General features: G+C 72.9%; 20 protein-coding genes and 1 tRNA gene. 9 read left to right on the plus strand and 12 right to left on the minus strand.

Going from position 1 to position 22,989, the window contains the following annotated elements; all coding sequences use genetic code 11:
* Positions 1-13: 13 nt before the first annotated feature.
* The 5 genes from IEX42_RS10895 to IEX42_RS10915 all read left to right on the plus strand — a co-directional run bounded on the left by IEX42_RS10895 (position 14) and on the right by IEX42_RS10915 (position 3,516).
* Positions 14-772 (plus strand): SURF1 family protein, encoded by a 759-nt coding sequence (locus tag IEX42_RS10895; protein ID WP_188779788.1) that lies wholly within the window; start codon positions 14-16, stop codon positions 770-772.
* A 61-nt stretch (positions 773-833) separates the two neighbouring features.
* On the plus strand, positions 834-1,619 hold the full coding sequence (locus IEX42_RS10900) for an endonuclease I family protein (protein ID WP_188779789.1): 786 nt from the start codon (positions 834-836) through the stop codon (positions 1,617-1,619).
* A 61-nt stretch (positions 1,620-1,680) separates the two neighbouring features.
* Positions 1,681-2,034, plus strand: a complete 354-nt coding sequence (locus tag IEX42_RS10905; protein WP_229660787.1) for a DUF3817 domain-containing protein — start codon at positions 1,681-1,683, stop codon at positions 2,032-2,034.
* Positions 2,035-2,095: 61 nt separating this feature from the next.
* Positions 2,096-2,611, plus strand: coding sequence for a peptidylprolyl isomerase (locus IEX42_RS10910; RefSeq protein ID WP_188779790.1), 516 nt, complete (start codon positions 2,096-2,098; stop codon positions 2,609-2,611).
* A gap of 152 nt (positions 2,612-2,763) precedes the next feature.
* Positions 2,764-3,516: a rhomboid family intramembrane serine protease gene (locus tag IEX42_RS10915; protein WP_229660788.1), complete on the plus strand. Its 753-nt coding sequence runs from the start codon at positions 2,764-2,766 to the stop codon at positions 3,514-3,516.
* A gap of 211 nt (positions 3,517-3,727) precedes the next feature.
* Here the strand turns inward: IEX42_RS10915 and IEX42_RS10920 are convergent, their stop codons facing one another.
* Positions 3,728-4,207 carry a cell division protein CrgA gene (locus tag IEX42_RS10920; RefSeq protein WP_229660789.1) on the minus strand — a complete coding sequence of 160 codons (480 nt, stop codon included), beginning with the start codon at positions 4,205-4,207 and terminating at the stop codon, positions 3,728-3,730.
* An 85-nt stretch (positions 4,208-4,292) separates the two neighbouring features.
* On the opposite strand from IEX42_RS10920, the gene IEX42_RS10925 reads away from it, so the two are divergent.
* Entirely contained in the window at positions 4,293-5,081 is a 789-nt protein-coding gene (locus IEX42_RS10925) for a DUF881 domain-containing protein (protein WP_229660790.1), read from the plus strand.
* 6 nt (positions 5,082-5,087) lie between these two features.
* On the opposite strand, the gene pknB is transcribed toward IEX42_RS10925, so the two are convergent.
* From pknB to IEX42_RS10960, 7 genes are all read right to left on the minus strand, one after another.
* Positions 5,088-6,830 (minus strand): Stk1 family PASTA domain-containing Ser/Thr kinase, encoded by a 1,743-nt coding sequence (pknB, locus tag IEX42_RS10930; protein WP_188779792.1) that lies wholly within the window; start codon positions 6,828-6,830, stop codon positions 5,088-5,090.
* Positions 6,827-8,320 carry a protein kinase domain-containing protein gene (locus tag IEX42_RS10935; protein ID WP_188779793.1) on the minus strand — a complete coding sequence of 498 codons (1,494 nt, stop codon included), beginning with the start codon at positions 8,318-8,320 and terminating at the stop codon, positions 6,827-6,829. The genes pknB and IEX42_RS10935 overlap by 4 nt, the downstream gene beginning before the upstream one ends.
* A 61-nt stretch (positions 8,321-8,381) precedes the next feature.
* Positions 8,382-9,872 (minus strand): peptidoglycan D,D-transpeptidase FtsI family protein, encoded by a 1,491-nt coding sequence (locus IEX42_RS10940; protein WP_188779794.1) that lies wholly within the window; start codon positions 9,870-9,872, stop codon positions 8,382-8,384.
* 52 nt (positions 9,873-9,924) lie between these two features.
* Positions 9,925-11,316: an FtsW/RodA/SpoVE family cell cycle protein gene (locus IEX42_RS10945; protein WP_188779795.1), complete on the minus strand. Its 1,392-nt coding sequence runs from the start codon at positions 11,314-11,316 to the stop codon at positions 9,925-9,927.
* Positions 11,317-11,335: 19 nt separating this feature from the next.
* Positions 11,336-12,817, minus strand: a complete 1,482-nt coding sequence (locus IEX42_RS10950) for a PP2C family protein-serine/threonine phosphatase (protein WP_229660791.1) — start codon at positions 12,815-12,817, stop codon at positions 11,336-11,338.
* Between the two features lie 3 nt (positions 12,818-12,820).
* Positions 12,821-13,291, minus strand: coding sequence for an FHA domain-containing protein FhaB/FipA (locus IEX42_RS10955; protein ID WP_188779796.1), 471 nt, complete (start codon positions 13,289-13,291; stop codon positions 12,821-12,823).
* Entirely contained in the window at positions 13,288-14,028 is a 741-nt protein-coding gene (locus tag IEX42_RS10960; protein WP_188779797.1) for an FHA domain-containing protein, read from the minus strand. Before IEX42_RS10960 ends, IEX42_RS10955 begins: the two co-directional genes overlap by 4 nt.
* A 176-nt stretch (positions 14,029-14,204) precedes the next feature.
* Here IEX42_RS10960 and IEX42_RS10965 point away from each other — a divergent pair.
* Positions 14,205-14,291, plus strand: a tRNA-Leu gene (locus tag IEX42_RS10965).
* Positions 14,292-14,352: 61 nt separating this feature from the next.
* On the opposite strand, the gene IEX42_RS10970 is transcribed toward IEX42_RS10965, so the two are convergent.
* From IEX42_RS10970 to IEX42_RS10985, 4 genes are all read right to left on the minus strand, one after another.
* Entirely contained in the window at positions 14,353-14,898 is a 546-nt protein-coding gene (locus tag IEX42_RS10970) for a PepSY domain-containing protein (RefSeq protein ID WP_188779798.1), read from the minus strand.
* Positions 14,899-14,985: 87 nt separating this feature from the next.
* Positions 14,986-16,347: a sensor histidine kinase gene (locus IEX42_RS10975; RefSeq protein WP_188779799.1), complete on the minus strand. Its 1,362-nt coding sequence runs from the start codon at positions 16,345-16,347 to the stop codon at positions 14,986-14,988.
* Entirely contained in the window at positions 16,340-17,017 is a 678-nt protein-coding gene (locus IEX42_RS10980) for a response regulator transcription factor (RefSeq protein ID WP_188779800.1), read from the minus strand. The genes IEX42_RS10975 and IEX42_RS10980 overlap by 8 nt, the downstream gene beginning before the upstream one ends.
* Before the next feature lie 102 nt (positions 17,018-17,119).
* Complete coding sequence (locus IEX42_RS10985) at positions 17,120-17,740, minus strand: 4'-phosphopantetheinyl transferase family protein (protein ID WP_188779801.1); 621 nt, start codon at positions 17,738-17,740, stop codon at positions 17,120-17,122.
* Positions 17,741-17,796: 56 nt separating this feature from the next.
* On the opposite strand from IEX42_RS10985, the gene IEX42_RS10990 reads away from it, so the two are divergent.
* Both IEX42_RS10990 and IEX42_RS10995 read left to right on the plus strand, forming a co-directional pair.
* On the plus strand, positions 17,797-21,657 hold the full coding sequence (locus tag IEX42_RS10990) for a Pls/PosA family non-ribosomal peptide synthetase (protein WP_229660792.1): 3,861 nt from the start codon (positions 17,797-17,799) through the stop codon (positions 21,655-21,657).
* The gene (locus IEX42_RS10995; RefSeq protein ID WP_188779802.1) at positions 21,654-22,955 is read left to right on the plus strand and encodes a M1 family metallopeptidase; all 1,302 of its coding nucleotides are present in this window, start codon (positions 21,654-21,656) and stop codon (positions 22,953-22,955) included. Before IEX42_RS10990 ends, IEX42_RS10995 begins: the two co-directional genes overlap by 4 nt.
* The last annotated feature ends 34 nt before the right edge of the window (positions 22,956-22,989 follow it).

Raw genomic sequence — 22,989 nt, forward strand, 5'->3', positions numbered from 1 at the left:
GTGAGGAGGAGGCATGCCGACGCTGCTCGCCCCTCGCTACCTCGGTGCGCACCTGCTGATGGTGCTGGCCGTCGTGATCGCCACCGGTCTCGGGATCTGGCAGCTGGACGCCTGGCAGTCGCGTCGGGCCGACGCCCAGCGCGACCTGACCACCGCGCAGCCCCGGCCGCTGTCCTCGGTGATGGGACCCGACGAGCCGTTCCCGGGGCAGTCGCTGGGACGTCCCGTCGCCCTGTCGGGGGAGTGGCTCACGCGGAGCACGATGTACGTCTCCGACCGGCGCGAGGGCGACCGGTACGGCTACTGGGTGGTCACCCCGGTACAGGTGTCCGGCACCTCCTCGGCCATGCCGGTCGTACGCGGCTGGTCACCACGCCCTTCCGGCCCGGCGGTGAGCGGGTCGGTCCGGCTGACCGGCTGGCTGCAGCCGGGAGAGGGCTCGAACCTCCTCGACGAGGACCCCGACGACGACGTGATCCCCGAGATGCGGATCGCGTCGATGGTCCAGCACGTGCCCACGGACCTCTACGGCGGCTTCGTCATCGACCAGTCGGCGGGTCCGGGGTTGAGCCAGGTCAGCCCGACCGACGCCCCGCCCGTGGGCTCGACGACGGCGCTGCGCAACCTGCTCTACGCGATCGAGTGGTGGGTCTTCGCCCTGTTCGCGTTCGTGGTCTGGGTGCGGTGGTGCCGCGACACCCTGGACCCGGAGCGCCGCTCCGACGAGGCCGACGAGCCCGTCACGAGCACCGAGGACCCGGTCGCCCACTGACACCGGATGTTCACGTCTGCGGTGCTGGCGCGCGCCGGTGGCGCAGGGGAGGGTGTCGACCATGACTCTCTCTCGGGACACCCTCGCGCGCCTCGGGGCGGTGCTGGTGCTGCTGCTGGGCGCCGTCGTCGCCTCGCCCGCCTCGCCCCCGGCCTCGGCCGCCGACTACTACGCCGGTACGTCCGGTCTCTCCGGCTCCGCGCTGGAGGCGAAGCTGCACACGATCGTCTCCACCGGCGTGACCAGGCTGTCGTACGACGACGTCTGGACCGCGCTGCAGGACACCGACCAGGACCCGGCGAACCCGAGCAACGTGATCGAGCTCTACACCGGCAGGAGCATCGCCAAGTCGAACCACGGCGGTGGCGTGGACCAGTGGAACCGTGAGCACGTGTGGGCCAAGAGCCACGGGGACTTCGGCACGTCCGCCGGCCCGGGCACCGACGTCCACCACCTGCGGCCCAGCGACGTGACCGTCAACGGCGCACGGGGCAACCTCGACTTCGACGAGGGCGGGACCCAGAACAGCGAGGCGCCGGGCAACTACGCGGATGCCGACTCCTGGGAGCCGCGCGACGCCGTCAAGGGCGACGTCGCACGGATGGTCCTCTACATGTCGGTCCGCTACGACGGCGGCGACGGCTTCGCCGACCTCGAGGTCAACGACCGGACCGGCAACGGCTCCGCGCCCCACATCGGCAAGCTCTCCACGCTGCTGACCTGGAACGCCCAGGACCCGCCGGACGCCTTCGAGCAGCGCCGCAACGAGGAGATCTACACCCGCTGGCAGCACAACCGGAACCCGTTCGTCGACCACCCCGAGTTCGCCGCCCGGATCTGGGGCTGACCCCGGGCCGGCCGGGGACCTCCCGGTCCCCGGCTGGGTCCCGGTCAGTAGGTTCAAGACCGTGAAGAACGCCCTGCTGCGCTACCGCGTGATGGCCACGATCGTCGGGGTCCTGCTGATCGTGCTGATCCTGGTCGGCGTTCCGCTGAAGTACCTCACCGCCGACGGCACCGGCACCCACTCGGCCGGCGACTTCATCACCGAGTACCTCGGCATCGGGCACGGCTACCTCTACATGATCTTCCTGGTCATGGCCCTGCTGCTGGCGCGGCGGGCACGGTGGGACATCGGGTTCACCATCGTCACGCTGCTGTGCGGCACCGTCCCGGTCCTGAGCTTCTGGGCCGAGCACCGGGCGACGCGTCGGGTGCGTGCGGAGTACCCCGAGACCGCACCGGAGCACAGCACGGTCTGAGCCTGCTGGGGCGACGTGCGAGGATCGAGGCGTACCACCACTCCCGACCCGAGAGGGACCCATGTCCGACCTCCAGGCCACGCTGAAGACCAACCGTGGCGACATCGTCGTGAACCTCCTGCCGAACCACACGCCGAAGACCGTGGACAACTTCACCGGCCTCGCGGAGGGCACGAAGGACTACACCGACGACGCCGGGCGCTCGGGGGAGAGGTTCTACGACGGCCTCGGCTTCCACCGCGTCATCTCCGGCTTCATGATCCAGGGCGGCTGCCCCCTGGGCACCGGCACCGGCGGCCCGGGCTACACGTTCGCCGACGAGTTCCACCCCGAGCTGTCGTTCAACAAGCCGTACCTGCTGGCCATGGCCAACGCGGGACCGGGCACCAACGGATCGCAGTTCTTCATCACCGTCGCCCCGACGCCGCACCTGACCAACCGGCACACCATCTTCGGTGAGGTCGCCGACCAGGCCAGCCGCGACGTCGTCGACGCCATCGCCACCACCCCGACCTCCCGTGGGGACCAGCCGGTCGACCCGGTGGTCATCGAGACGGTCGAGGTGACCCGCAGCTGAGCGAGTTCTCCACGGGCAGCGCCGACCGCGGGTCGGCGCTGCCCGTCTGCTTCCGGCACCCCGACCGCGAGACGGGGATCCGCTGCCAGCGCTGCGGTCGGCCGATCTGCCCCGACTGCATGCGGGACGCCGCGGTTGGTCACCAGTGCCCGGTGTGCGTCAAGGAGGGGCAGCGCAGCACCCGCCAGGGCCGCGCGACGTACGGCGGCTCCCGCTCGGCCGATCCGCGGCAGACCACGTATGTGCTGATCGGGCTGAACGTCCTCCTCTTCCTCGCCTTCCTGGCGACGGGCGGCGCCGGCGGTGCGCTGTACCGCGCGCTGGTGCTGATCCCGACCGGCATCCCGGTCTCGAACGGCGACGGCGGCGTCACCGTCGCCCGGGGCGTCGCCGACGGCGCGTGGTGGCAGCTGCTGACCAGCGCGTTCGCCCAGACCGGCGTTCTCCACATCGCGCTGAACATGCTGTCGCTGTACTTCCTCGGCCCCGCCCTCGAGGCGGTCGTGGGCCGCGCGCGGTTCCTCGCGATCTACCTCGCCTCGGCGCTCACCGGCAGCCTCGCGGTGCTGCTGCTCTCGTCGCCGTACTCGGTCACGCTCGGTGCCTCCGGGGCGATCTTCGGCCTGCTCGGCGGCATCCTCGTCACCGCGCGCAAGGCCGGCGGCGACATCCGCCCGCTCGCGACGTGGGGCGTGCTGATGCTCGTCTACCCGCTCGTCGTCGGTGGGAGGAGCATCTCCTGGCAGGGGCACCTCGGCGGGCTGATCGGTGGTCTGCTGCTGACCGCCGCCGTGGCGTACGCACCCCGGGGTCGGTTCCGGTCGTGGTTCCAGTGGGGGGCGGTGGCCGGCGTCGTCGTCCTCACGCTCGTGGGCGTCGCCCTGCGCGCACTCGCCCTGAGCTAGCTCGTCGTTTCCCACAGTGGGGGAAAACCCTGTGGGTAACTACACGCGTGTAACTCGCGGTCGATGCGGGTTCACCACGGTATGCAGGTGGGTATCGGTCGATTCGGGCAGGCGTGCGCGCTTCCCACGACGAATGCGTACTTCCCACGTGGAGCACACCGAGGGAAGTGCAGATTCGTCGTGGGGAGCAGAGCTCGGTGCCCGACGAGCGCTACTCCCAGTGGACTGCGTAGAAGAACCCCACGGCGATGAAGGCGATCCCGAGGAAGAGGTTCTTCTGCCCGAGGACGTCCATCAGCGGGATCTTCACGTCGGCGGAGTTGCCGACGAAGTAGAACAGCACGATCCACAGCAGGCCGATCAGCGGGAAGCCGAGCATCCCGATCACGACGCCGCGACCACGGCCCATCGGCGTCGTCGGGTGGGCGGAGACGAACAGGCCCAGGATCAGGATGGCGAAGCCGATGAGGATGTTCCAGTCACCGAGCGGCGCCATGAACCCGCTCTGGTCCGAGGGCTTGGGCCCCAGGCCCTTCTGCCACTGGGCGGCGTCGCGGGCCACCGTGAGGTAGACGGTCACCCAGGCGATGCCGACCACGACCAGCAGCACGGCGAGCGCCGTACGACGCACGGAGGTCTCGTAGCCGCTGACGCCGGTGGCGCGGGGCAGACGGGCCTTGGTCTTGGACAACTGGGGCTCCTCGCTCGGGGACGTGCTTCTGGGTAGCGTAGTCAACGGGCCGCAGTGGCCACGGCCGGGCACAGGAGGCGAGTCGGTGCGAGCACGAGAGCGGGACGGTGCCCGTACGCACGAGCACGCCGCTCGCCGGGTGCCGCGCCGGTGGCACGTCCTCGGTGTCGTGGCCTTCCTGGCCGCCGGCGCGCTCTTCGTCACCAGCTACGTCAACTCCGACGGACTGGACCTGCGGGCGGCCAGCGTCACCGACCTGACCAGCGTGGTCCGCCAGGAGCGTCGTGACACCGACGCCCTGCAGACCCGCGTCGCCGAGCTGAACGACCAGGTCGACGCGCTCTTGGCCGGCGTCGACGACAAGGACGTCGACCGGCTGCAGCGTGCCGTCGCCCGCGCGAAAGCGCCGGCGGGCCTGAGCGGTGTGTCCGGGCCTGGTGTGGAGGTGACGCTCGACGACGCGCCCACCGAGGTCGCGAACCGTGCCCTGGAGACGGGAGACCCGCCCGCCGACCAGCTGGTCGTGCACCAGCAGGACCTGCAGGCGGTCGTCAACGCCCTCTGGCTGGGGGGCGCACGGGCAATCACCCTGCAGGACCAGCGGATCGTCAGCACCACCGGCATCAAGTGCGCGGGTCCGACGGTGATCCTCCACGGCGTGCCGTACTCCCCGCCGTACGTCATCAAGGCGGTCGGCGACCCGCTGCGGCTGCGAGCCGCGCTGGGCGAGTCGGCCTGGATCGGCGCCTACCGCGAGGTCGCGGCGGCCTACCAGCTCGGGTACGACGTCGAGTCCGACGACGCGATGCAGCTGCCCGGCTACGACGGCCCGCTCGACCTGCGCTACGCCAAGCCGTTGTCGCAGGCGGGCTGACCCTCGCTAGAACCCGAACCCTCCCGGCGGTGGGGTGGTGGGTGTGGGCGTCGGAGTCGGTGTCGGCGTGGGCGTGGGCGTCGGTGTCGGGGTGGGCTTGACGTAGGTCGTCACGACGATGAACACCGTCGAGCCCTGGTCCGCGGTCTGTCCCTTGGCGGGGTTCTGCTGGACGACCGTCCCGGTCTTGGCGTCGGTCTCCTCGGAGGACTCCACGACCGAGGGCTCGAAGCCGGCGTCGCGGATCGCCTTGGTCGCCTGCGCCTGGGTCTTGCCGACGACGTCGGGGACCTGCTGGGGCCCGTTCGACCAGAACAGCGTGACCTGCGAGCCCGCCGCGACCTGGGTCCCGGCGGCCGGGTCCATCTGCACGACGTCGTCGGTGGGCTCGTCGGAGTCCCGGGCCACGAGGCGGACGTCGAGCCCCCGACTCTTCAGGTCTGCGCTCGCCTGGTCCTTCGACGTGCCGACGAGGTCGGGCAGCTGGACGTCGGGCTTGCCGGAGGAGACCACGAGGTCGACCATCTGGCCCTCGTCGATCGGTGACCCGGACTCGGGGCTGGAGGAGATCACCTGTCCCTCGTCGACCGACTCGCTGGCGGTCTCGCTGACCTCGCCCAGCTCGAGCTTCGCCCGCTGCAGGGTGATCTCGGCCTGACCCTGGTTCATGCCGGCGAGCGCCGGGACGGTGGTCTGGTCGGGACCGCTGTTGACGAACTTGGGCACGAAGAACGCCGCGAGGGCGAGCAGCGCGACCACGAGGACGGCGATCACGGCGCCGGGGCCGCGCCGCTTGCGCTTCTCCTGGTACGGGGCGTCGGCCGACGCTGCGGCCGGTGGCGCCGCGGGAGCCGCCACCGGCTCGGGCACGGGCGCCGGGGCGATGCGTGCCTCGACGGGCTGACCGGCGAGGTAGCGGTCGATGTCCGAGCGCATCGCCGCCGCGCTCTGGTAGCGGTCGGCCAACGACTTCGTCAGCGCCTTCATCACGATGGCGTCGATCTCCGGGGACAGCTCGGCGTCCAGCGCCGACGGCGGAGGCGCCTCCTCGCGCACGTGCTGGTAGGCGACCGCGACCGGGCTGTCGCCCTGGAACGGGGGGCGCCCGGTGAGCAGCTCGTAGAGCAGGCAGCCGGCGGAGTAGACGTCGCTGCGCGAGTCGACGGCCTCCCCGCGGGCCTGCTCGGGGGAGAGGTACTGCGCCGTGCCCACGACGGCGGCGGTCTGGGTCATCGTGCTGCTCGCGTCGGACATCGCGCGCGCGATGCCGAAGTCCATCACCTTGACCTCGCCGGTCGGGGTCAGCATGACGTTGCCCGGCTTGATGTCGCGGTGGATGATCCCGGCGCGGTGGCTGTAGTCCAGCGCGGAGAGCACCCCGGAGGTGATCTCGAGCGCCCGCTCGGGCAGGATCTTGCGCCCCTCGCGGACGATCTCGCGCAGCGTCCGCCCGGCGACGTACTCCATGACGATGTACGGCTGCGCGACGTCGGTGCCGTCCGTCGACATCTCCTCGCCGGTGTCGTAGACCGACACGATGGCGGGGTGGTTCAGCGAGGCCGCCGACTGCGCCTCGCGGCGGAACCGGGTCTGGAAGGTCGGGTCGCTGGCCAGGTCCGTGCGCAGCCGCTTGACCGCGACGGTGCGCCCGAGGCGTACGTCGTGGCCCTTGCGGACCTCCGCCATGCCGCCGCGGCCGAGCATCTCGCCCAGCTCGTAGCGACCTCCGACGAGTACGGGTGCGGTCACCGGCCGCTCCCGTTGCCGGTGGGAGCGCTGCTCGGAGCGGACGCGCCGCCGGACCCGCCTCCGGTCGAGGGCGACGTGCTGGGCGTGTCGCTCGGCTCCTGGGTCGGGGTGTCCTCCTGCGTCGGCGTCTGCGACGGCTCCGGGTCCCGCGTCGGGGTGTCCTGCTGGGTCGGCTCGTCCTGGGGCTCCTCGCCCCACAGCCGCAGCGTGATCGTCTGGTCGGTCGAGACGTTGCCGCGCGGGGAGATCCCGGCGACGTTGCCCTCGGTCCGTCCACCGGGGTTGGACTGGTCGGTGGTCTGGATGTCGGTGAAGCCGAGGTCCTCGAGCTTGTCCCGGGCCTCGCCCTCGGAGAGCCCGATGTAGTCGCCGGAGACGATCTCCACGGTGCTCGGGGAGTCGCTCGGGTCGTCGCCTCCCCCGGAGAGGAAGAGCGCGATCCCGCCGACGATCAGGGCCACGAGCAGGACCGCCGCCACGGCGTACCACGCCTTCGCGCGGCGGTCGTCGGCCTCGCGCTGCAGCTCGGCCTCGGTCTTGCGCGGTGGCTCGGCGGCGGCCACCGGGACCGGAGCGGGGGTGGCCTGCGTCCGCGGCATCACCTCGGTGGCCGGAGAGGCCTCGGGGATGACCTCGGTCGCCGGGTCGGGCGCGACGGCCGCGGCCGGCGTCCCGGCCTGCTGGTGCAGCGCCCCGGGGGAGGCGCCGAGCGCGATGGCCATGGCGGAGGCGTCGGCGTACCGCGCGGACGGGTCCTTGGCCATCGCCGTCTCCACCACCGTCCGCAGGTCCTCCGGCACGCTGTCGGGCAGTGGTGGGGCCGGGGTACGCAGGTGGGCCATGGCGACGCCGACGGCGTTGTCGCCGCTGAACGGGCGGTTGCCGGTGAGGCACTCGAAGAGGACGACGCCGAGGGAGTAGACGTCGCTGGCCGACGTGCTCGGCTTGCCCTCGGCCTGCTCGGGGGCGAGGTAGTGCGGCGTGCCGAGCACCTCGCCGGTGCTGGTCAGCGAGGCCGCGTCCACCGCGCGGGCGATGCCGAAGTCGGTGACCTTGACGGTCCCGTCGGGGCGCACCAGGAGGTTCGCCGGCTTCACGTCGCGGTGCACGATGCCGGCGGCGTGGGCGGCGGCCAGCGCCTCGGCGGCCTGGCGCACGACGAGCCGGGCCCGATCGGCGGGCATCGGCCGACCCGGCTGGATCAGGTCCGAGAGCGGCCGTCCGTCGACCAGCTCCATGATGAGGTACGGCCGCGGCCCGCTGGCGTCGTCGGTCTCGCCGTAGTCGTAGACCGACGCGATGTGGGGGTGCTGCAGCGACGCGGCGTTGCGCGCCTCGTTGGCGAACCGCTCGCGGAAGCGGGCGTCGCCGGCCATCTCGGGCTTGAGCACCTTGATGGCGACGTCGCGGTTCAAGACGGTGTCACGGCCGCGCCAGATCTCGCCCATCCCGCCGGTGGCGATGCGCTCGGTGAACTCGTATCGGCTCATGCGTGGTACCTCGTCGAGGTCGACTTGGACGTGGTCTCGGTGGTCGTGCTCCGGGGTGCGCTCACTTCTTCAGCACCGCCTGCATCACGGACTTCGCGATCGGCGCGGCCAGGCCGTTGCCGGAGATCTCGTCGCGCTGGACGCCGGCGTCCTGCACGAGGACGGCCACGGCGACCTGGGAGTTCGTCGCGGGGGCGAACGAGGTGAACCAGGCGTACGGCGACCGGTTGCTCGCGCTCTGCGCGGTCCCGGTCTTGCCCGCCACCTCGACCCCGTCGATCTTCGCCGCGGTCCCCGTGCCGTTGTCGACCACGCTGACCATCATCTCGGTCAGCGCCTTCGCGTCGGCCGGGCTGAGCGCGTCGTCGGTCAGCGACTCGGGGTCGGTCTTGCGCAGGGTGTCCAGGTCGGGGGTCTGCAGCTCGTCGACGAGGTAGGGCTTCATCACCTTCCCGTTGTTGGCGATGCCGGCCGCCACCATGGCCATCTGCAGCGGCGTCGCGGCCACCTCGTACTGCCCGATGGCGGAGTAGGCCTCGAACGGCGGGGCCAGGTCCTTCTGCTCGGGGAACCGGCTGATCGCCTGGCGGGTCAGCGCGTCGTCGAGCTGGGTGAAGTAGCGTTGGCCGAAGCCGAACTTGTCCGCCTGGTCGCGCAGCTTCGAGGCGCCGAGCTTCGTCCCCAGCCAGCCGAAGGCGACGTTGCAGGAGACGTCGAGGGCCCGGGTGAGGGTGATCTGGTCGCCGCCGCAGGAGACGCCGTTCTCGTTCTTCAGGTCCAGGTTGGTCTGCGGGAGGTCCAGGCTGCGTCCGCCGGGCACCTTCGAGGTCGGGGTGAACCGGTCGCCGAGCGCGGCCGCGGACGTGACCATCTTGAACGTCGACCCGGGCGGCAGGACGTCCTCGATCGCCCGGTTCTGCAGCGGACCGTCGTCGTCGGCCTCGAGCCTGGACTTGACCTTGCCGGCCTGCGTGAAGTCGTGGGTGGCCAGCGCGTTCGGGTCGTACGTCGGGTTGGTGGCCATCGCCAGGATCTTGCCCGTCGAGGGCTGGATCGCCACGACCGCGCCCTTGGTGTTGGCGCCCAGCGCGCGCAGGCCGTCGGCCGCCGCCTTCTGCGCGGCCGGGTTGACGGTCAGCGTGACGTTGCCGCCCTTGGTGTCGTCGTTGCCGATCAGGTCGATCACGCGGTTGACGAACAGCCCCGGGTCGGAGCCGGAGAGGATGTCGTTCTGGGTGGCCTCGATGCCCCCGAGGCCGTAGTCGCGGGTGTAGTAGCCGGTCAGCGCGGCGTAGCGCCGTGCCTGGGGGTAGACGCGCTGGTAGTCGTAGCCGTCCTTGGTCGGCACGCTCTGGGCGATCGCCTTGCCGTCGACGAGGATCGCACCGCGCTCCTGGGAGAACTGCTCGTCGCGCACTCTCCGGTTGTCGGGGTGCTCGGAGAGCGAGGTGAGGTCGCCGGACTGCCAGTACTGCAGGAACGTGGCGTTGGCGAGCAGCAGTGCGAACAGGATCAGGCAGAACACCGACAGCGCACGGATCGGCTTGTTCATCGGGGCCCCCGCACGGGTGCGAGCGAAGCGAGTGGCCGGGTGGGGTGGTTGTTCATCTCAGGCTCACCACCTGGGTCTGGTCGGCGTCCTCGTCAGGGGCGCGGGTCTCGGGCGGGGGACGGCGGGCCTGGTCGGAGATGCGCAGCAGCAGCGCGATGATCGCCCAGTTCGCCACCAACGATGATCCGCCGTAGGACAAGAACGGGGTGGTCAGGCCGGTCAGCGGGATCAGCCGGGTGACCCCGCCGATCACCACGAACACCTGCAGCGCGAACACGACGCCCAGCCCGACCGCGACCAGCTTGCCGAAGCCGTCGCGGCAGATCAGCGCGATTCGCAGCGCCCGCTCCACGATCAGTCCGTAGAGCAGGATGATCGCCATCACGCCGGTGAGCCCGAGCTCCTCGCCCAGCGAGGGCAGGATGAAGTCGGAGAACGACAGCGGGGTCAGGTTGGGGCTGCCCTCGCCGAGTCCCTTGCCGACCAGGCCGCCCCAGGCCATGCCGTACATCCCCTGGATCAGCTGGTACGCGCGGTCGGGGTTGCCGAACGGGTCCAGCCACCCCTCGACGCGGACCTGGACCTGGTTGACGTACAGGTAGCCGGCGTACGCACCGACCGCGAACAGCACGGTGCCCACCACCAGCCACCCGGGTCGTTCGGTGGCGACGTAGAGCATCACGAGGAACAGCCCGAAGAACAGCAGCGAGGAGCCGAGGTCGTTCTGGAAGACCAGGACCGCCAGCGAGATCAGCCACATCCCGAGCACCGGGCCGAGGTCGCGGCCGCGGGGGAGGTCGACGACGACCAGCCGCCGGCCGGCCAGCGCCAGCGCGTCGCGGTGCTGGACGAGGTAGCCGGCGAACGCGATCACCAGCAGCACCTTGGCCACCTCGCCGGGCTGGAAGCCCACGGGGCCGACCCGGATCCAGATCCGGGCGCCGTTGATCGTCGTCCCGATGCCCGGCACCAGCGGCAGCAGCAGGAGCACGATCGCCGCCAGACCGACGGTGTAGGTGAAGGCCTGCAGCCGCCGGTGGTCGCGCAGCAGGACGAGGACGCCGGCGAACAGCAGGACGCCGAGCGTCATCCAGACCAGCTGCTGCGGGGCGTAGGTGTTCGCGTCGGGGTTGCTCGCCTGACGGGCGTGGTCGATCCGGCCGATCATGGCCAGGCCGAGCCCGTTGAGGGCGGAGACGACCGGCAGCAGCACGGGGTCGGCGTACGGCGCGGTGATCCGGATGACCACGTGGCAGCCGACGATCAGGACCAGCAGCCAGGCGGAGTAGCCGATCACGTCCGGCGGCACCTCGCCCTCGGTGCCGATGCCGACCACGACGTACGCCCCGATGCCGACGGCGAGCGCGAGGAGGAGCAGGAACAGCTCCGCGCCCCGCCGGCGGCGGTGCACGAAGCCCAGCAGGCCGGAGTCGGTGACGCTCATCGTCTGCTCACCGGCCCGGTCACGGCTGGTCCGAGCAGTCGACCACCGAGCCGTCCGGCGCGAGCGTGGGGCTCGGCGTCGGACTCGCGGTGGGAGCGCGGGTGGGCGCCTGCGTCGCCGCGCGCGACGGCGTGGGCGTGGGACTGGCGCTCGCCGAGGTCGTGGGGCTCTGCGAGGCCTCGGCGGCGTTGCAGACCGCGGCGTCGCGCAGGCGGCGCACGGTCGCGCGGGCGGAGTCGAGGCTGGCGGCGTTCATGCCGTTGCGGACCTGTCCGCGGTAGTAGTCGGGCAGCTGCGCCACGGTGGTGCTGCTGCGCTCGTAGACGTGGTGCAGGCTGACGAGCGGGACGTCCGCCTCCACACCGCGGTAGATCGCGACCTTCCCGCCGGCCGGGGCGACGTAGTACTGCTTCTGGCTCCAGGAGTACGCCGCGGCGCCCCCGGCCCACAGCAGCGCGACGACGACCACGAGCACCACCAGCCGGCCGACCCAGCGGAACCTCCGTGGCGGACGGGGCGCGTAGCGGATCTCCTCGGGGTCGCGGGTGTCGCGCTGCGGCGGGCCCGAGGCCGGGTTCTCGCTGACCGCGTCTGGCCCGTCGGTGGCCAGCGCCGGCGCCTCGATGTCACCGGTCTCGACGTCCTCGCGGCGGGTCACCGGGCGCGCGGGCTCGGCCGCGGCGCCGACGACCACCGGGCCCAGGGGCATGCCCTGGGTCTCGTCGGGGTCGTCCGGGTCGGGCTGGTCGGCGGGCACGACGTCGGCGACCACCACGGTCACGTTGTCGGTGCTGCCCTGCTCGAGCGACTCCTGGACGATGGTCACCGCGGCCTGCTCCACCGATCCCGCGCCGAGGAGCTGGGCGAGGGTCGGGTTGTCCAGCACGCCGCTGGCGCCGTCGGAGCACAGCAGCAGCCGGTCACCCGCGGCCACGTCGACGAGGAAGAGGTCGGGCTCGGCCTCGTGCACGCCGTCGACCGCCCGCAGGATCATGTTGCGGTGCGGGTGGACCCGGGACTCCTCCTCGGTGATCCGGCCCTCGTCGATCAGGCTCTGGACCAGGGTGTGGTCCTTGGTGAGCTGGTAGATCTCGCCCTCGCGGAGCAGGTAGCCGCGGCTGTCGCCGACGTGCCCGACGCCGATCCGCGTGCCGTCGAAGACCGCCACGGTCAGCGTGGTGCTGGTCCCCTCGAGGTCGCGCTGACCGGAGACCTGCCGTGCGATCCCGCGCTGGGCGCCCTCGATGCCCTCGGCCAGCAGTCCCTGCAGGTCGTTGCCGGGGGGCGTGTCCAGCGGGCCCAGGGCGGCGACCGCCGCGCTGGAGGCGATGTCGCCGCGGGCGGACCCGCCGACGCCGTCGGCGATCACCAGCAGGTGCGGGCCCGCGTAGCCGGAGTCCTGGTTGTCCTTGCGGACCCGCCCGACGTCGGACATGGCGGTGTAGCGCAGCCGCAGGGCTGCGTCGGGCCGTGCGCTCGTCGTGCCGTCGTCCGCGGGCATCGGCTACTTCCTCAGCTCGAGGATCGTCTTGCCGATGCGGACCTGACTGCCGAGGGTCAGCGTGGTGGGCTGGGTGATCCGGGTCGAGCCGACGTACGTGCCGTTGGTGGACCCGAGGTCCTCGACATACCACTGCGTCTGGTCGGTCGCGATCCGTGCGTGCCGGGTCGAGACGTAGTCGTCGTCGAGGCGGATCGCAGCGTCGCTGCCTCGGCCGATCAGCAGCGGCGCCAGCTCCAGCGAGATCACCTCGCCGCGGTTGTCGCCCTGGACGATGACCACGGAGCGGGGGTCGCCGCGCCGCGGCCGGGCCGCCTTGGGCTGGCGCTTGGCGGACTTGCCGCCCTCGGCCTCGCGCCGGGCCGAGCGGGCGCCGAACAGGTCGGTGCGCACCACCGAGACGGCCGAGAGCACGAAGATCCACAGCACGGCGAGGTACGCGAAGCGGATCAGCAGCAGGGTCAGCTCGCTCACCGGTCGCCTCCCGCGTGCAGCCGCAGGCGCAGCGTGGTGTTCCCGATCCGGATCTCGGCGCCGTCGGCGAGGTCCTCCGAGGTCGTACGACGGCCGTTGACGCTGAGGCCGTTGGTCGAGCCGAGGTCGACGATCGAGACCCGCGGGGTGTAGCCGGCGTCGTCCACGCGCAGCTCGGCGTGCTTGCGGGAGACGCCCGGGTCGGTGATCCGCAGGTCGGCCTCGGAGCCGCGGCCGATCACGAGGCCGGGTGCGGTCAGCGGGATCCGGCGTCCGTTGACCTCGACCTCCGCCGAGCTGGTGTGGCCGGGGCTGCTCGGCTTCTGCGGGTCGCGGCCGGGTTCCGCGCTGCGGGGGGTGGAGACCTGGCTGACCGTCTCGCTGCGGACGCGGAACCGGCCGGTGGACAGGTCGGGGTCGGGCTCGAGGTCGATGTGCACCGGCCCGGTGAAGACGTAGGACTGCGCCGTCGCGTGGTCGCGCAGCATCGAGACCAGCTCGTGGTTGAGCGCCGGGCCGAGCTCCTGCAGTCGCTCGAGGTCGCCCTCGGCCATCTCGACGTGGAACTGGTTCGGCACCAGCCGCCGGTCACGGCTGAGGATCTGCGCGGAGTTGTCGACCTCACGAGCGAGCGCGGCGGAGATCTCCACCGGCTGCACCGCCGAGCGGAAGGTGCGCGCGAAGACCCCGGAGATCATCTGCTCCAGGCGATCCTCGAAGCGGCGCATCCCGCCCATCGGGGTCTCCTCGTCGTTGAGTACGGTCGGTGGTCCGGCGTCGTGGCTCGTCGGTGCGGGACTCGTGAGGCCGCACGAAAGCCCCGACCTTGTCATGGCTGCGTCGATCGTAGCCAACCAGGCCGATCCGGTTTGGGCGGTGCGATCGGTGTGGGATAACGTTCGTGTCGCTTCTGGCGCGAGTGGCGGAATAGGCAGACGCGCACGGTTCAGGTCCGTGTGCCCGAAAGGGCGTGGGGGTTCAACTCCCCCCTCGCGCACCAGCGACCCGCAGCCCCCGACATCCTGTGCCGGGGGCTGCGGGCTTTTTCGGTGCGCCGCGTCTCAGTCGTCGAGCGCCTTGCCGACGACGGCGAACCCGCGGTCCAGGTCGACCTTCCACTCCGCTCCCCGAGCGGTCCGGACCTCGACCTCGTACGCCACGCCGGGGTCGTCGCTCGCCTCGGCGTCTCCCGCGGTGGTGCCCGCACCGCCGACGGCCTCGCGCGCGGCGGCCTCGGCGCGGGTCCGCTCCGTCGCGCTCAGGGCACGGTCGTCGGTGTCGGCGCCGTCGTCCTCCCGCTTCTGGTCGAGGACCTTCAGGTCCTTGTCCAGCACGACCTTGACCTCGGTGCCGTCGGCCTTGCGGAGCTCGACCTCGTAGGTCTTGACCCGGTCGAGGGGGTCGGGGTCGGAGGGCTCGGCGTCGTCGCTCTCGGCGTCGAGGACCTTGCCGTCGCCCGCGGCCGCCTTCGCCGCGGCGACGACGCGGTCGCGCTCGCTGCCGTTCAGGTCCGCGGAGGAGGCGGTGGTGGCCCAGACGACGCCGCCGACGACGAGGGCGATGGCGGCGAGGAGGGCGGGGATGGCGATGCGCTTGGTGGTGGTCATGGTGATGGTCCTTCCGGTTCGTCGAGCTGGTGGACCCACCGTGCGACGGCCTCGCTGAACCGGCCCTGAAGCCACCTGAAGGATCGTTCAGGGAGCAGTGCCGACGGGCAGCAGGACGACGAAGCGGGCGCCGCCGAGCTCCGCTCGCGACACCTGCACCGAGCCACCGTGGGCGCGGACGATCTCCTCGACGATGGCCAGCCCCAGCCCGCTCCCGCCGTCGTCCCTGGCCCGCGCCTCGTCGAGCCGGACGAACCGTTCAAAGATCCGCTCCCGGTCCTCCTCGGCGACGCCGGGGCCGTCGTCCTCGACGACGAGCTCGGCGCGGTCACCACGCTGCACGAGGGAGTACGACACGGTCGAGCGCGCGTGCCGCGCGGCGTTGTCGCCCAGGTTGCGCACGACCTGGGTCAGTGCCAGCTCGTCGCCACGGACCCGCACGGGCCCGACGCGCGAGGTGTCCACCCGGAGGGAACGGTCGGCGTCCGGCCGCCCTGCCGAGCCGTGCCGCACCCGGCCGGCGGTGGCGAGCACGAGGTCGTCGAGGTCGATCTCTCGTCGCTCGCGAGCCGCGCCACCGTCGTCGGTACGGGTCAGCACGAGCAGCTGCGCGACGAGCCGCTGCATGCGGGCGCCCTCGTCGAGCACGGTGTCGGCCAGCTCGCCCTCCGGCAGCGCACCGGGGTGTGCGCGCGCCACCTCGGCGGTCTGCCGGATGCTCGCCAAGGGTGAGCGCAGCTCGTGCGAGGCGTCCGCGACGAACTGTCGCTGCCGTACCCCGAACGCCTCGAGCCGGGCCAGCGTGCGGTTCACCGTCACGGCGAGCCGGTGGATCTCGTCGCCGGTCGGCGGCTCGGGAACCCGTCGCTGGAGCTTGTCGCCGGTGATCTGCTCCATCTCCCGCCGGATCCGCTCGACCGGGGTCAGGACCCTCGTCGCCACCGTCCACGTCGTGGCGGCGACCAGGAGGAGCAGCACCGGGACGCCGATCAGCAGGGGAGGGACCAGCGCGTGGGTCGAGTCCTCGACCTCCTCCAGCGAGACCGCGACGGTCACGTCGTACTCGCCGGCGTCCTCGGTGACGGCGAGGTAGTCGCTGTCGGCGCCGGGAAGGCGCACCACGTCGCCGTCCGACTCCGGGATCGGTTTCGTCAGGGGCTGCGAGGTCCGTACGACAGACCCCGCACGGTCGCTGACCTGCCAGACCTCGTCCTCGGGGTCGTCGTCGTCCTCGTCCTGCCGAGGCTGGGCCGGCACCCCGGAGCTCTCCACCTGGGCGGCGAGGGAGGCGGCCCGCTGCTCGGCACCGGTCTCCACCCCCTCGCGCAACGAGCCACGGACGAGGAGGACGAGGCTCACCGCTCCGGCGAGCAGGGCGAGCGCGACGACCAGGGTCGCCGCCAGCGTCGTCCGGGCGCGGAACGAGGCCGCCCGACGCCGCTCAGCCACCGTCGCTCCGCAGCAGGTAGCCGGCCCCGCGCAGGGTCGAGATGGCCTCGCGGCCGAACGGCCGGTCGAGCTTGTTGCGCAGGTGACGGACGTACACCTCGACGATGTTCGGGTCCCCCTCGAAGTCGGCGTCCCACACGGCATCGAGGATCTGACGCTTGGAGACCACCTCGCCGACGTGGCGGGCGAGGAACGCCAGCAGGGCGAACTCCCGAGCGGTCAGCTCGACCTCGACCTCGCCGCGGTGGACCCGGCGCGGCGCCGGGTCGATCCGAAGGTCCCCGACCTGCAGCACGGTGGGCCGCTCCCGCGCGCCGCGGCGCGCCACCGCCCGCAGCCTGGCCACGAGCACCGGGAAGGAGAACGGCTTCGTGAGGTAGTCGTCCGCCCCGGTGTCGAGACCCTCGACCTGGTCCCACTCGCCGTCCTTGGCCGTGAGCATGAGGACGGGTGTCCAGTTGCGCTCCGCTCTCAGCGTCTCGCAGACCTTGTAGCCGTTGATGCCGGGCAGCATCAGGTCGAGGACGATCGCGTCGTAGGAGTTCTCGCGAGCCATCCAGAGCCCGTCGGTCCCGTCGGGCGCGACGTCGACCGCGAAGCCCTCCGCCTCCAGGCCGATCCGCAGCGACCTCGCCAGCCTGACCTCGTCGTCGACCACCAGCACCCGCACCGCGACCCCTCCTGTCCGACCACGTCTGGCGCCAGTCTGAGGGGTGCGGGCTGAAGATCCGCTGAACGCGGGCACGGGGGAGCCCGCCACCTCCCCGCCGGCTCAGTCGTGCAGCTCGGCGAGGGAGGCGACGTACCCCTCGGGTGCGGGGACGTCGCGCAGCCGCAGTGCGAGGAGCGGGCCGGGGTACGACAGCAGCGCCGCCGGCTCGTCGGCCGCGGTGACGCGTACCCCGCGCAGCCCGACCGTGATCCCGTCGCCGGTGGCCTTGACGACCGCCTCCTTGCGGACCCAGGTGCGGCACAGCTCAGCGGGGGAGGCGGCGTGCTCCTCCTCGCCGAGGACCTCGCCGGCGATCGCCGGATCGGCGAAGCGCCGCGGGTGCTCGACGTCGAGCCCGGCCGCGGTCGCGGCGAGCGCCACGCCGACGACGCTGCCGCAGTGGGTGACCGACAGGTGCAAGCCGGTGCCCGGCGCCTCGGGGCGCCCGTGGTCGGTGGCGCGGCACAGGGGGCAGCGGCGCGTGACCTCGACGGTTCGCGGGTCGGCGCCGGTGGCCCTGGCGAGCGTACGGCGGAGCAGTACGGCCGCCGCGGTCCGCGCCGCGCGGTCCTCGGGACGGCGGTACCGCTCCGCCCGGCGTGCCTCGGCGGGGGAGAGCAGCGCGGCGTCCGCCGGGCCCAGGGACCGGGCGTCGGCCCAGGCGACCACGGGCTCGTCCACGCCGTGAGCCTAGGGATGTCGCCTGCCGTTCACCTGGTTCCGCTTCGATCGCCCGCGTGCCGCCCTCCCTGACGCCGTCCCTGCTCGCCGGCGACCGGGCACCGGCGCCGAGCACGCTGGCCGAGATCTTCTCCGAGACGGTGACGGACTTCCCCGACGCGCTGGCCATCGACAACGGGCGCGAGGTGCTGACGTACGCCGAGCTCGCCGACCGTGCGCAGGTGCTGGCCGAGCAGCTCGAGACGGCGGACGTCGGACGCGGCGACAAGGTGGGCGTGCGGGTCAGCTCGGGGACCACCGAGCTGTACGTCGCGATCCTCGGCACCCTGCTGGCCGGGGCGGCGTACGTCCCCGTCGACGCCGACGACCCCGACGAGCGGGCACGGGTGGTCTTCGGCGAGGCCGCCGTCGCGGTGGTGGTCGGTGACGACCTGGTGCTCACCCCGCACGAGGACGGTCGCGGGGCGCACGGTGACGACGACCGCGCCCCGACGCCCGCGGACGACGCCTGGGTGATCTTCACCTCCGGCTCGACCGGTACGCCGAAGGGCGTCGCGGTGACCCACCGTAACGCGGCGGCCTTCGTCGACGCCGAGCGGCGCCTGTTCCTGCAGTCTGAGCCGGTCGGGCCCGGGGACCGGGTGATGGCCGGGCTCTCGGTGGCCTTCGACGCGAGCTGCGAGGAGATGTGGCTGGCCTGGGCGTACGGCGCCTGCCTCGTGCCGGCACCGCGGTCCCTGGTCCGCAGCGGCGTCGACGTCGGCCCCTGGCTGGAGGCCAACGACATCACCGTCGTCTCGACCGTCCCCACGCTGGTCGCGCTGTGGCCGCTGACCGCGCTGGAGCGGGTGCGGCTGCTGATCATGGGCGGCGAGGCGTGCCCGGCCGAGCTGGCGGCGCGGCTGCAGCGCGAGGGGCGCGAGGTGTGGAACACCTACGGCCCGACCGAGGCGACGGTCGTCGCCTGCGGGGCGCTGCTGGACGGCTCGGACCCGGTACGGATCGGGCTGCCGCTGGACGGCTGGGACCTCGCGGTGGTCGACGGCGACGGCAACCCGGTCGCCGCGGGGGAGGCCGGCGAGCTGATCATCGGTGGGGTCGGGCTGGCCCGCTACCTCGACCAGGAGCTGGACGCGGCGACGTACGCCCCGATGCCGACGCTGGGCTGGGACCGGGCGTACCGCTCCGGCGACGTGGTCCGCAACGACCCGGCCGGGCTGGTCTTCGGCGGCCGCGCCGACGACCAGGTCAAGCTGGGCGGGCGCCGGATCGAGCTCGGCGAGGTCGACGACCAGCTGCTGCGGCTCCCCGGGGTCGTCGCGGCGGCCGCCGCGGTGCGGTCGACCAGCACCGGCAACACGCTGCTGGTCGGCTACCTGCGCACCGACGACGCCTTCGACGCCGCGGCGAGCCTCGACCTGCTCCGCGACCGCCTGCCCGCCGCGCTGGTGCCGCGACTCGCGCCGGTCGACGACCTGCCGACCCGGACGTCCGGCAAGGTCGACCGGGACGCCCTGCCGTGGCCGCTGCCCGGCAGCGCCGGCGGGACCGGGCTCGACGACGAGCTGGAGCAGTGGATCGCCGAGATCTGGCAGGCGGTGCTCGGGGCGCAGGTGAGCGGTGGGGGCGACGACTTCTTCGACTTCGGCGGCGGCTCGCTGACCGCCGCGCAGACCGTGGGCCGGCTGCGGGAGCGGTTCCCCGAGGTCGCGGTCGGCGACCTGTACGCCCACCCGACCGTGTCCGGCCTCGCCGCCTGCCTGCGCGAGCTGTCCGGCACGGTGACGAGGACCGACCGCGAGGTGCCGCCCGTACCCGTCAAGACCCAGGCCGGGCAGCTCGTGGCGCTGCTGCCGCTGCGGGCGCTGGCCGGGCTGCGCTGGCTCGCCTGGCTCGCCCTGGGCGGTCGCCTCGCGCGTGACCTGCTGGACGCGGCGTGGGCTCCCGCGCTGTCCTGGTGGCTGCTGGCACCGGCCGCGCTGGTGCTGCTCTCCGCGCCGGGCCGGATGCTGCTGGCCGCCGGTGTGGTGCGGCTGGTCCTGCGCCCGGTGACGCCCGGTCGGCACCCCCGCGGCGGCAAGGTCCACCTGCGGGTGTGGCTGGCCGGCCGCGTCCAGGACGAGCTGGCCGCGGTGTCGGTGGCCGGCGCGCCGTACCTCCTCTGGTACGCCCGCCTCCTCGGCGCCGAGGTCGGCCGCGACGTCGACCTGCACACGCTGCCGCCCGTCACCGGGCTGCTGCGGGTCGGTCCGGGTGCCGCGATCGAGCCCGAGGCCGACCTGTCGGGCACCTGGATCGACGGCGACACCTTCGTCGTCGGCGGGGTACGCGTGCGTCGCGGCGCCCGCGTCGGGGCCCGCAGCACGCTGGCCCCCGGTGCCGACGTCGGCCGAGAGGCGGAGGTGGCGCCGGGGTCGCTGGTCCTCGGCGAGGTGCCACCGGGGGAGTACTGGTCGGGGGTCCCCGCCTCGAGGGTCAGCCGCTCCGCGCGCGGACCCTGGGACGACCGGCCGTCGCGCGGTCGCGGGTGGACCGCGGCGTACGCCGTCGCCGCGCTGGTGGTCGCCGCGCTCCCCGCGCTGGGCATCCTGGCCGGGCTGGCGGTCGTGGTCCCGTCGACGCTCGACGAGACGAGCCCGGGCGCCGCGCTGCTCGCCGCGCTGCCGCTGCTGCCGCTCGGCGCCCTGGTCGGGTACGCCGTCCTCGCCCTGCTCGTCGTGCTCGTGGTGCGGCTGCTCGGGATCCGCCTCGCCCCCGGCCACGTGCCGGTCCGGTCGTGGCGGGCGCTGCGCGTGTGGACCACGTTCCGGGTGCTCGACGACGCGCGTACCTGGCTGTTCCCGGTCTACGCGGCCGCGCTCACCCCGGCCTGGCTGCGGCTGCTCGGCGCCCGGATCGGCACGGGCGTCGAGGCCTCGACGGTGCTGCTCGTCCCGCGGCTCGCCCAGGTCGACGACCACGCGTTCCTCGCCGACGACACGCTGCTCGGCTGCTACGAGCTCGGCGGCGGCTGGCTGCGCGTGGACGAGGTACGGATCGGCAAGCGGGCCTTCCTCGGCAACTCCGGCATGGCCGCGGTGGGCCGCAAGGTGCCCAAGCGTTCGCTGGTCGCCGTGCTCTCCGCGGCCCCGCAGCGCGGCGAGGCGAAGAAGGGCTCGTCCTGGGTGGGCAGCCCGCCGACGCGGCTGCGTCGTACGGCGGGCGAGACCGACTCCAGCCGCACCTACGACCCGCCGACCCGGTTGAAGGTGCTGCGCGCGCTCGTCGAGACGGCACGCGTGGTGCCGCTGCTGGTCTCCGTGCTCTGGTACGCCGTCACCGCCGCCGTGCTGGTCGTGCTCTTGGAGCGGCACCTCTGGCTGGCCGTCGTCCTCTGCGGCCCGGTGCTCGCACTGGCCGGGGCGCTCGCCGCGGCGCTGAGCGTGCTCACCAAGGCGCTGCTGGTCGGCCGGCACCGCTCGGGCGAGCACCCGCTGTGGTCGTCGTTCGTGTGGCGCAACGAGCTGGCCGACACTTTCACCGAGGTGCTGGCGGCGCCCTGGTTCGCCACCGTCGTGCCGGGCACGGTCGCGCTCAACGTCTGGCTGCGGGCGCTCGGCGCCCGGATCGGCCGCGGGGTGTGGTGCGAGACGTACTGGCTGCCGGAGACCGACCTGGTCGAGCTCGGCGACGGGTCGGTGGTCAACCACGGCTGCGTCGTGCAGACCCACCTGTTCCACGACCGGGTGCTGGCCCTGGACCCCGTACGCCTGCGGCGCGGCGCCACCCTCGGCCCCAACTCCGTGGTGCTGCCCGCGGCGACGATCGGGCGCCATGCGACGATCGGGCCCGCCTCGCTGGTGATGCGGGGGGAGGAGGTCCCGAGCCGCACCCGCTGGCTGGGCAACCCGATCGGACCGTGGGAGGGCCCCGAGTGACGGCTGGAGCGTCTGCGGGCACCGACGCCTACGTCCCCGACCACGGCGACGCGTCCTTCTCGGTCACGCACTACGCCCTCGACCTGGCCTACCGCCCGTCGGGGAACGGGCTGTCCGGCACCGCGATGCTGACCTGCCGCGCGGAGGAGGAGCTCGGCTCGCTGAGCCTGGACCTGCACCACCTGACGCCCTCGAAGGTGCGGGTCGACGGCCGGGCGCCGGCGAAGTTCACCGCCCGCCGCGGCCGGCTGCGGATCACCCTGGCCCGACCGGTCGCGGCCGGCGCGGAGCTCACCGTGTTCGTGAAGTACGCCGGCAACCCCCGCCCCGTCCGCAAGCGGCACCTGGGCGAGGCCGGCTGGGAGGAGCTGACCGACGGCGTCATCGTGGCCAGCCAGCCGCACGGCGCGCCGTCGTGGTTCCCGTGCAACGACCGGCCCGACGACAAGGCGACGTACGACGTCTCGCTCAGCGTCCCCGCCGAGTACCACGTCGCCGGCAACGGGCCCGCCGGTCGGCCGTCGCGGTCGGGCGCCACCCGGACCTGGAGGTTCGCGATGGACGAGCCGATGGCGACGTACCTCGCGACGCTGCAGGTGGGCCGCTACGTCGTCCACGAGCAGGACGGCCCGGTGCCGATGAGCGTGGTCGCGCCGGCCGACGTGGGTGGACCGGACTTCGACGCCTCGTTCGGCAGGCAGCCGGAGATGATGGCGGCCTACGTCGAGCGGTTCGGGGCGTACCCGTTCTCCTCCTACACCTCCGTGATCACCGACGACGACCTCGAGATCCCGCTGGAGAGCCAGTCGCTGTCGACGTTCGGCCGCAACTTCGTCTCGGCCGACTGGAGCCGCGAGCGGCTGGTCGCCCACGAGATGGCGCACCAGTGGTTCGGCAACGCCGTCACGCTGAGGCACTGGCGCGACATCTGGCTGCACGAGGGTTTCGCCTGCTACGCGGAGTGGCTGTGGTCGGAGGCCTCCGGGCGGGGTACGGCGGCCTCCCACGCCGCCGAGCACCACGCCCGCCTGGCCGCGCAGCCGCAGGACCTGCTGCTCGCCGACCCCGGCCCGGACCTGATGTTCGACGACCGCGTCTACAAGCGCGGCGCGCTGCTGCTGCACTCGCTGCGCACCCGGGTCGGCGACCAGCGGTTCTTCGACCTGCTGCGCAGCTGGGTCGCCGCCCACCGCGGCGGCTCGGTCACCAGCGACGACTTCGTGGCGCACTGCGGCGGTGACGTCGCCGACCTGTTCGACGCCTGGCTGCGCCAGGAGGCGCTGCCGGCCTTGCCCTGAGGCTGCTTGTCGGGTGCGGGGGCCTCGACGCGCT

It is taken from the genome of Marmoricola endophyticus (genome assembly GCF_014644415.1).
Taxonomy (GTDB): Bacteria; Actinomycetota; Actinomycetes; order Propionibacteriales; family Nocardioidaceae; genus Marmoricola; species Marmoricola endophyticus.

Excerpts from the sequence above, each read along its gene's own strand:
- IEX42_RS10945 (WP_188779795.1), bottom strand. The coding sequence starts at position 11,316 with ATGAGCGTCACCGACTCCGGCCTGCTGGGCTTCGTGCACCGCCGCCGG.
- IEX42_RS10900 (WP_188779789.1), top strand. The coding sequence starts at position 834 with ATGACTCTCTCTCGGGACACCCTCGCGCGCCTCGGGGCGGTGCTGGTG.
- IEX42_RS10970 (WP_188779798.1), bottom strand. The coding sequence starts at position 14,898 with ATGACCACCACCAAGCGCATCGCCATCCCCGCCCTCCTCGCCGCCATC.
- IEX42_RS10895 (WP_188779788.1), top strand. The coding sequence starts at position 14 with ATGCCGACGCTGCTCGCCCCTCGCTACCTCGGTGCGCACCTGCTGATG.
- IEX42_RS10910 (WP_188779790.1), top strand. The coding sequence starts at position 2,096 with ATGTCCGACCTCCAGGCCACGCTGAAGACCAACCGTGGCGACATCGTC.
- IEX42_RS10940 (WP_188779794.1), bottom strand. The coding sequence starts at position 9,872 with ATGAACAAGCCGATCCGTGCGCTGTCGGTGTTCTGCCTGATCCTGTTC.
- IEX42_RS10935 (WP_188779793.1), bottom strand. The coding sequence starts at position 8,320 with ATGAGCCGATACGAGTTCACCGAGCGCATCGCCACCGGCGGGATGGGC.
- IEX42_RS10960 (WP_188779797.1), bottom strand. The coding sequence starts at position 14,028 with ATGGGCGGGATGCGCCGCTTCGAGGATCGCCTGGAGCAGATGATCTCC.
- IEX42_RS10950 (WP_229660791.1), bottom strand. The coding sequence starts at position 12,817 with ATGCCCGCGGACGACGGCACGACGAGCGCACGGCCCGACGCAGCCCTG.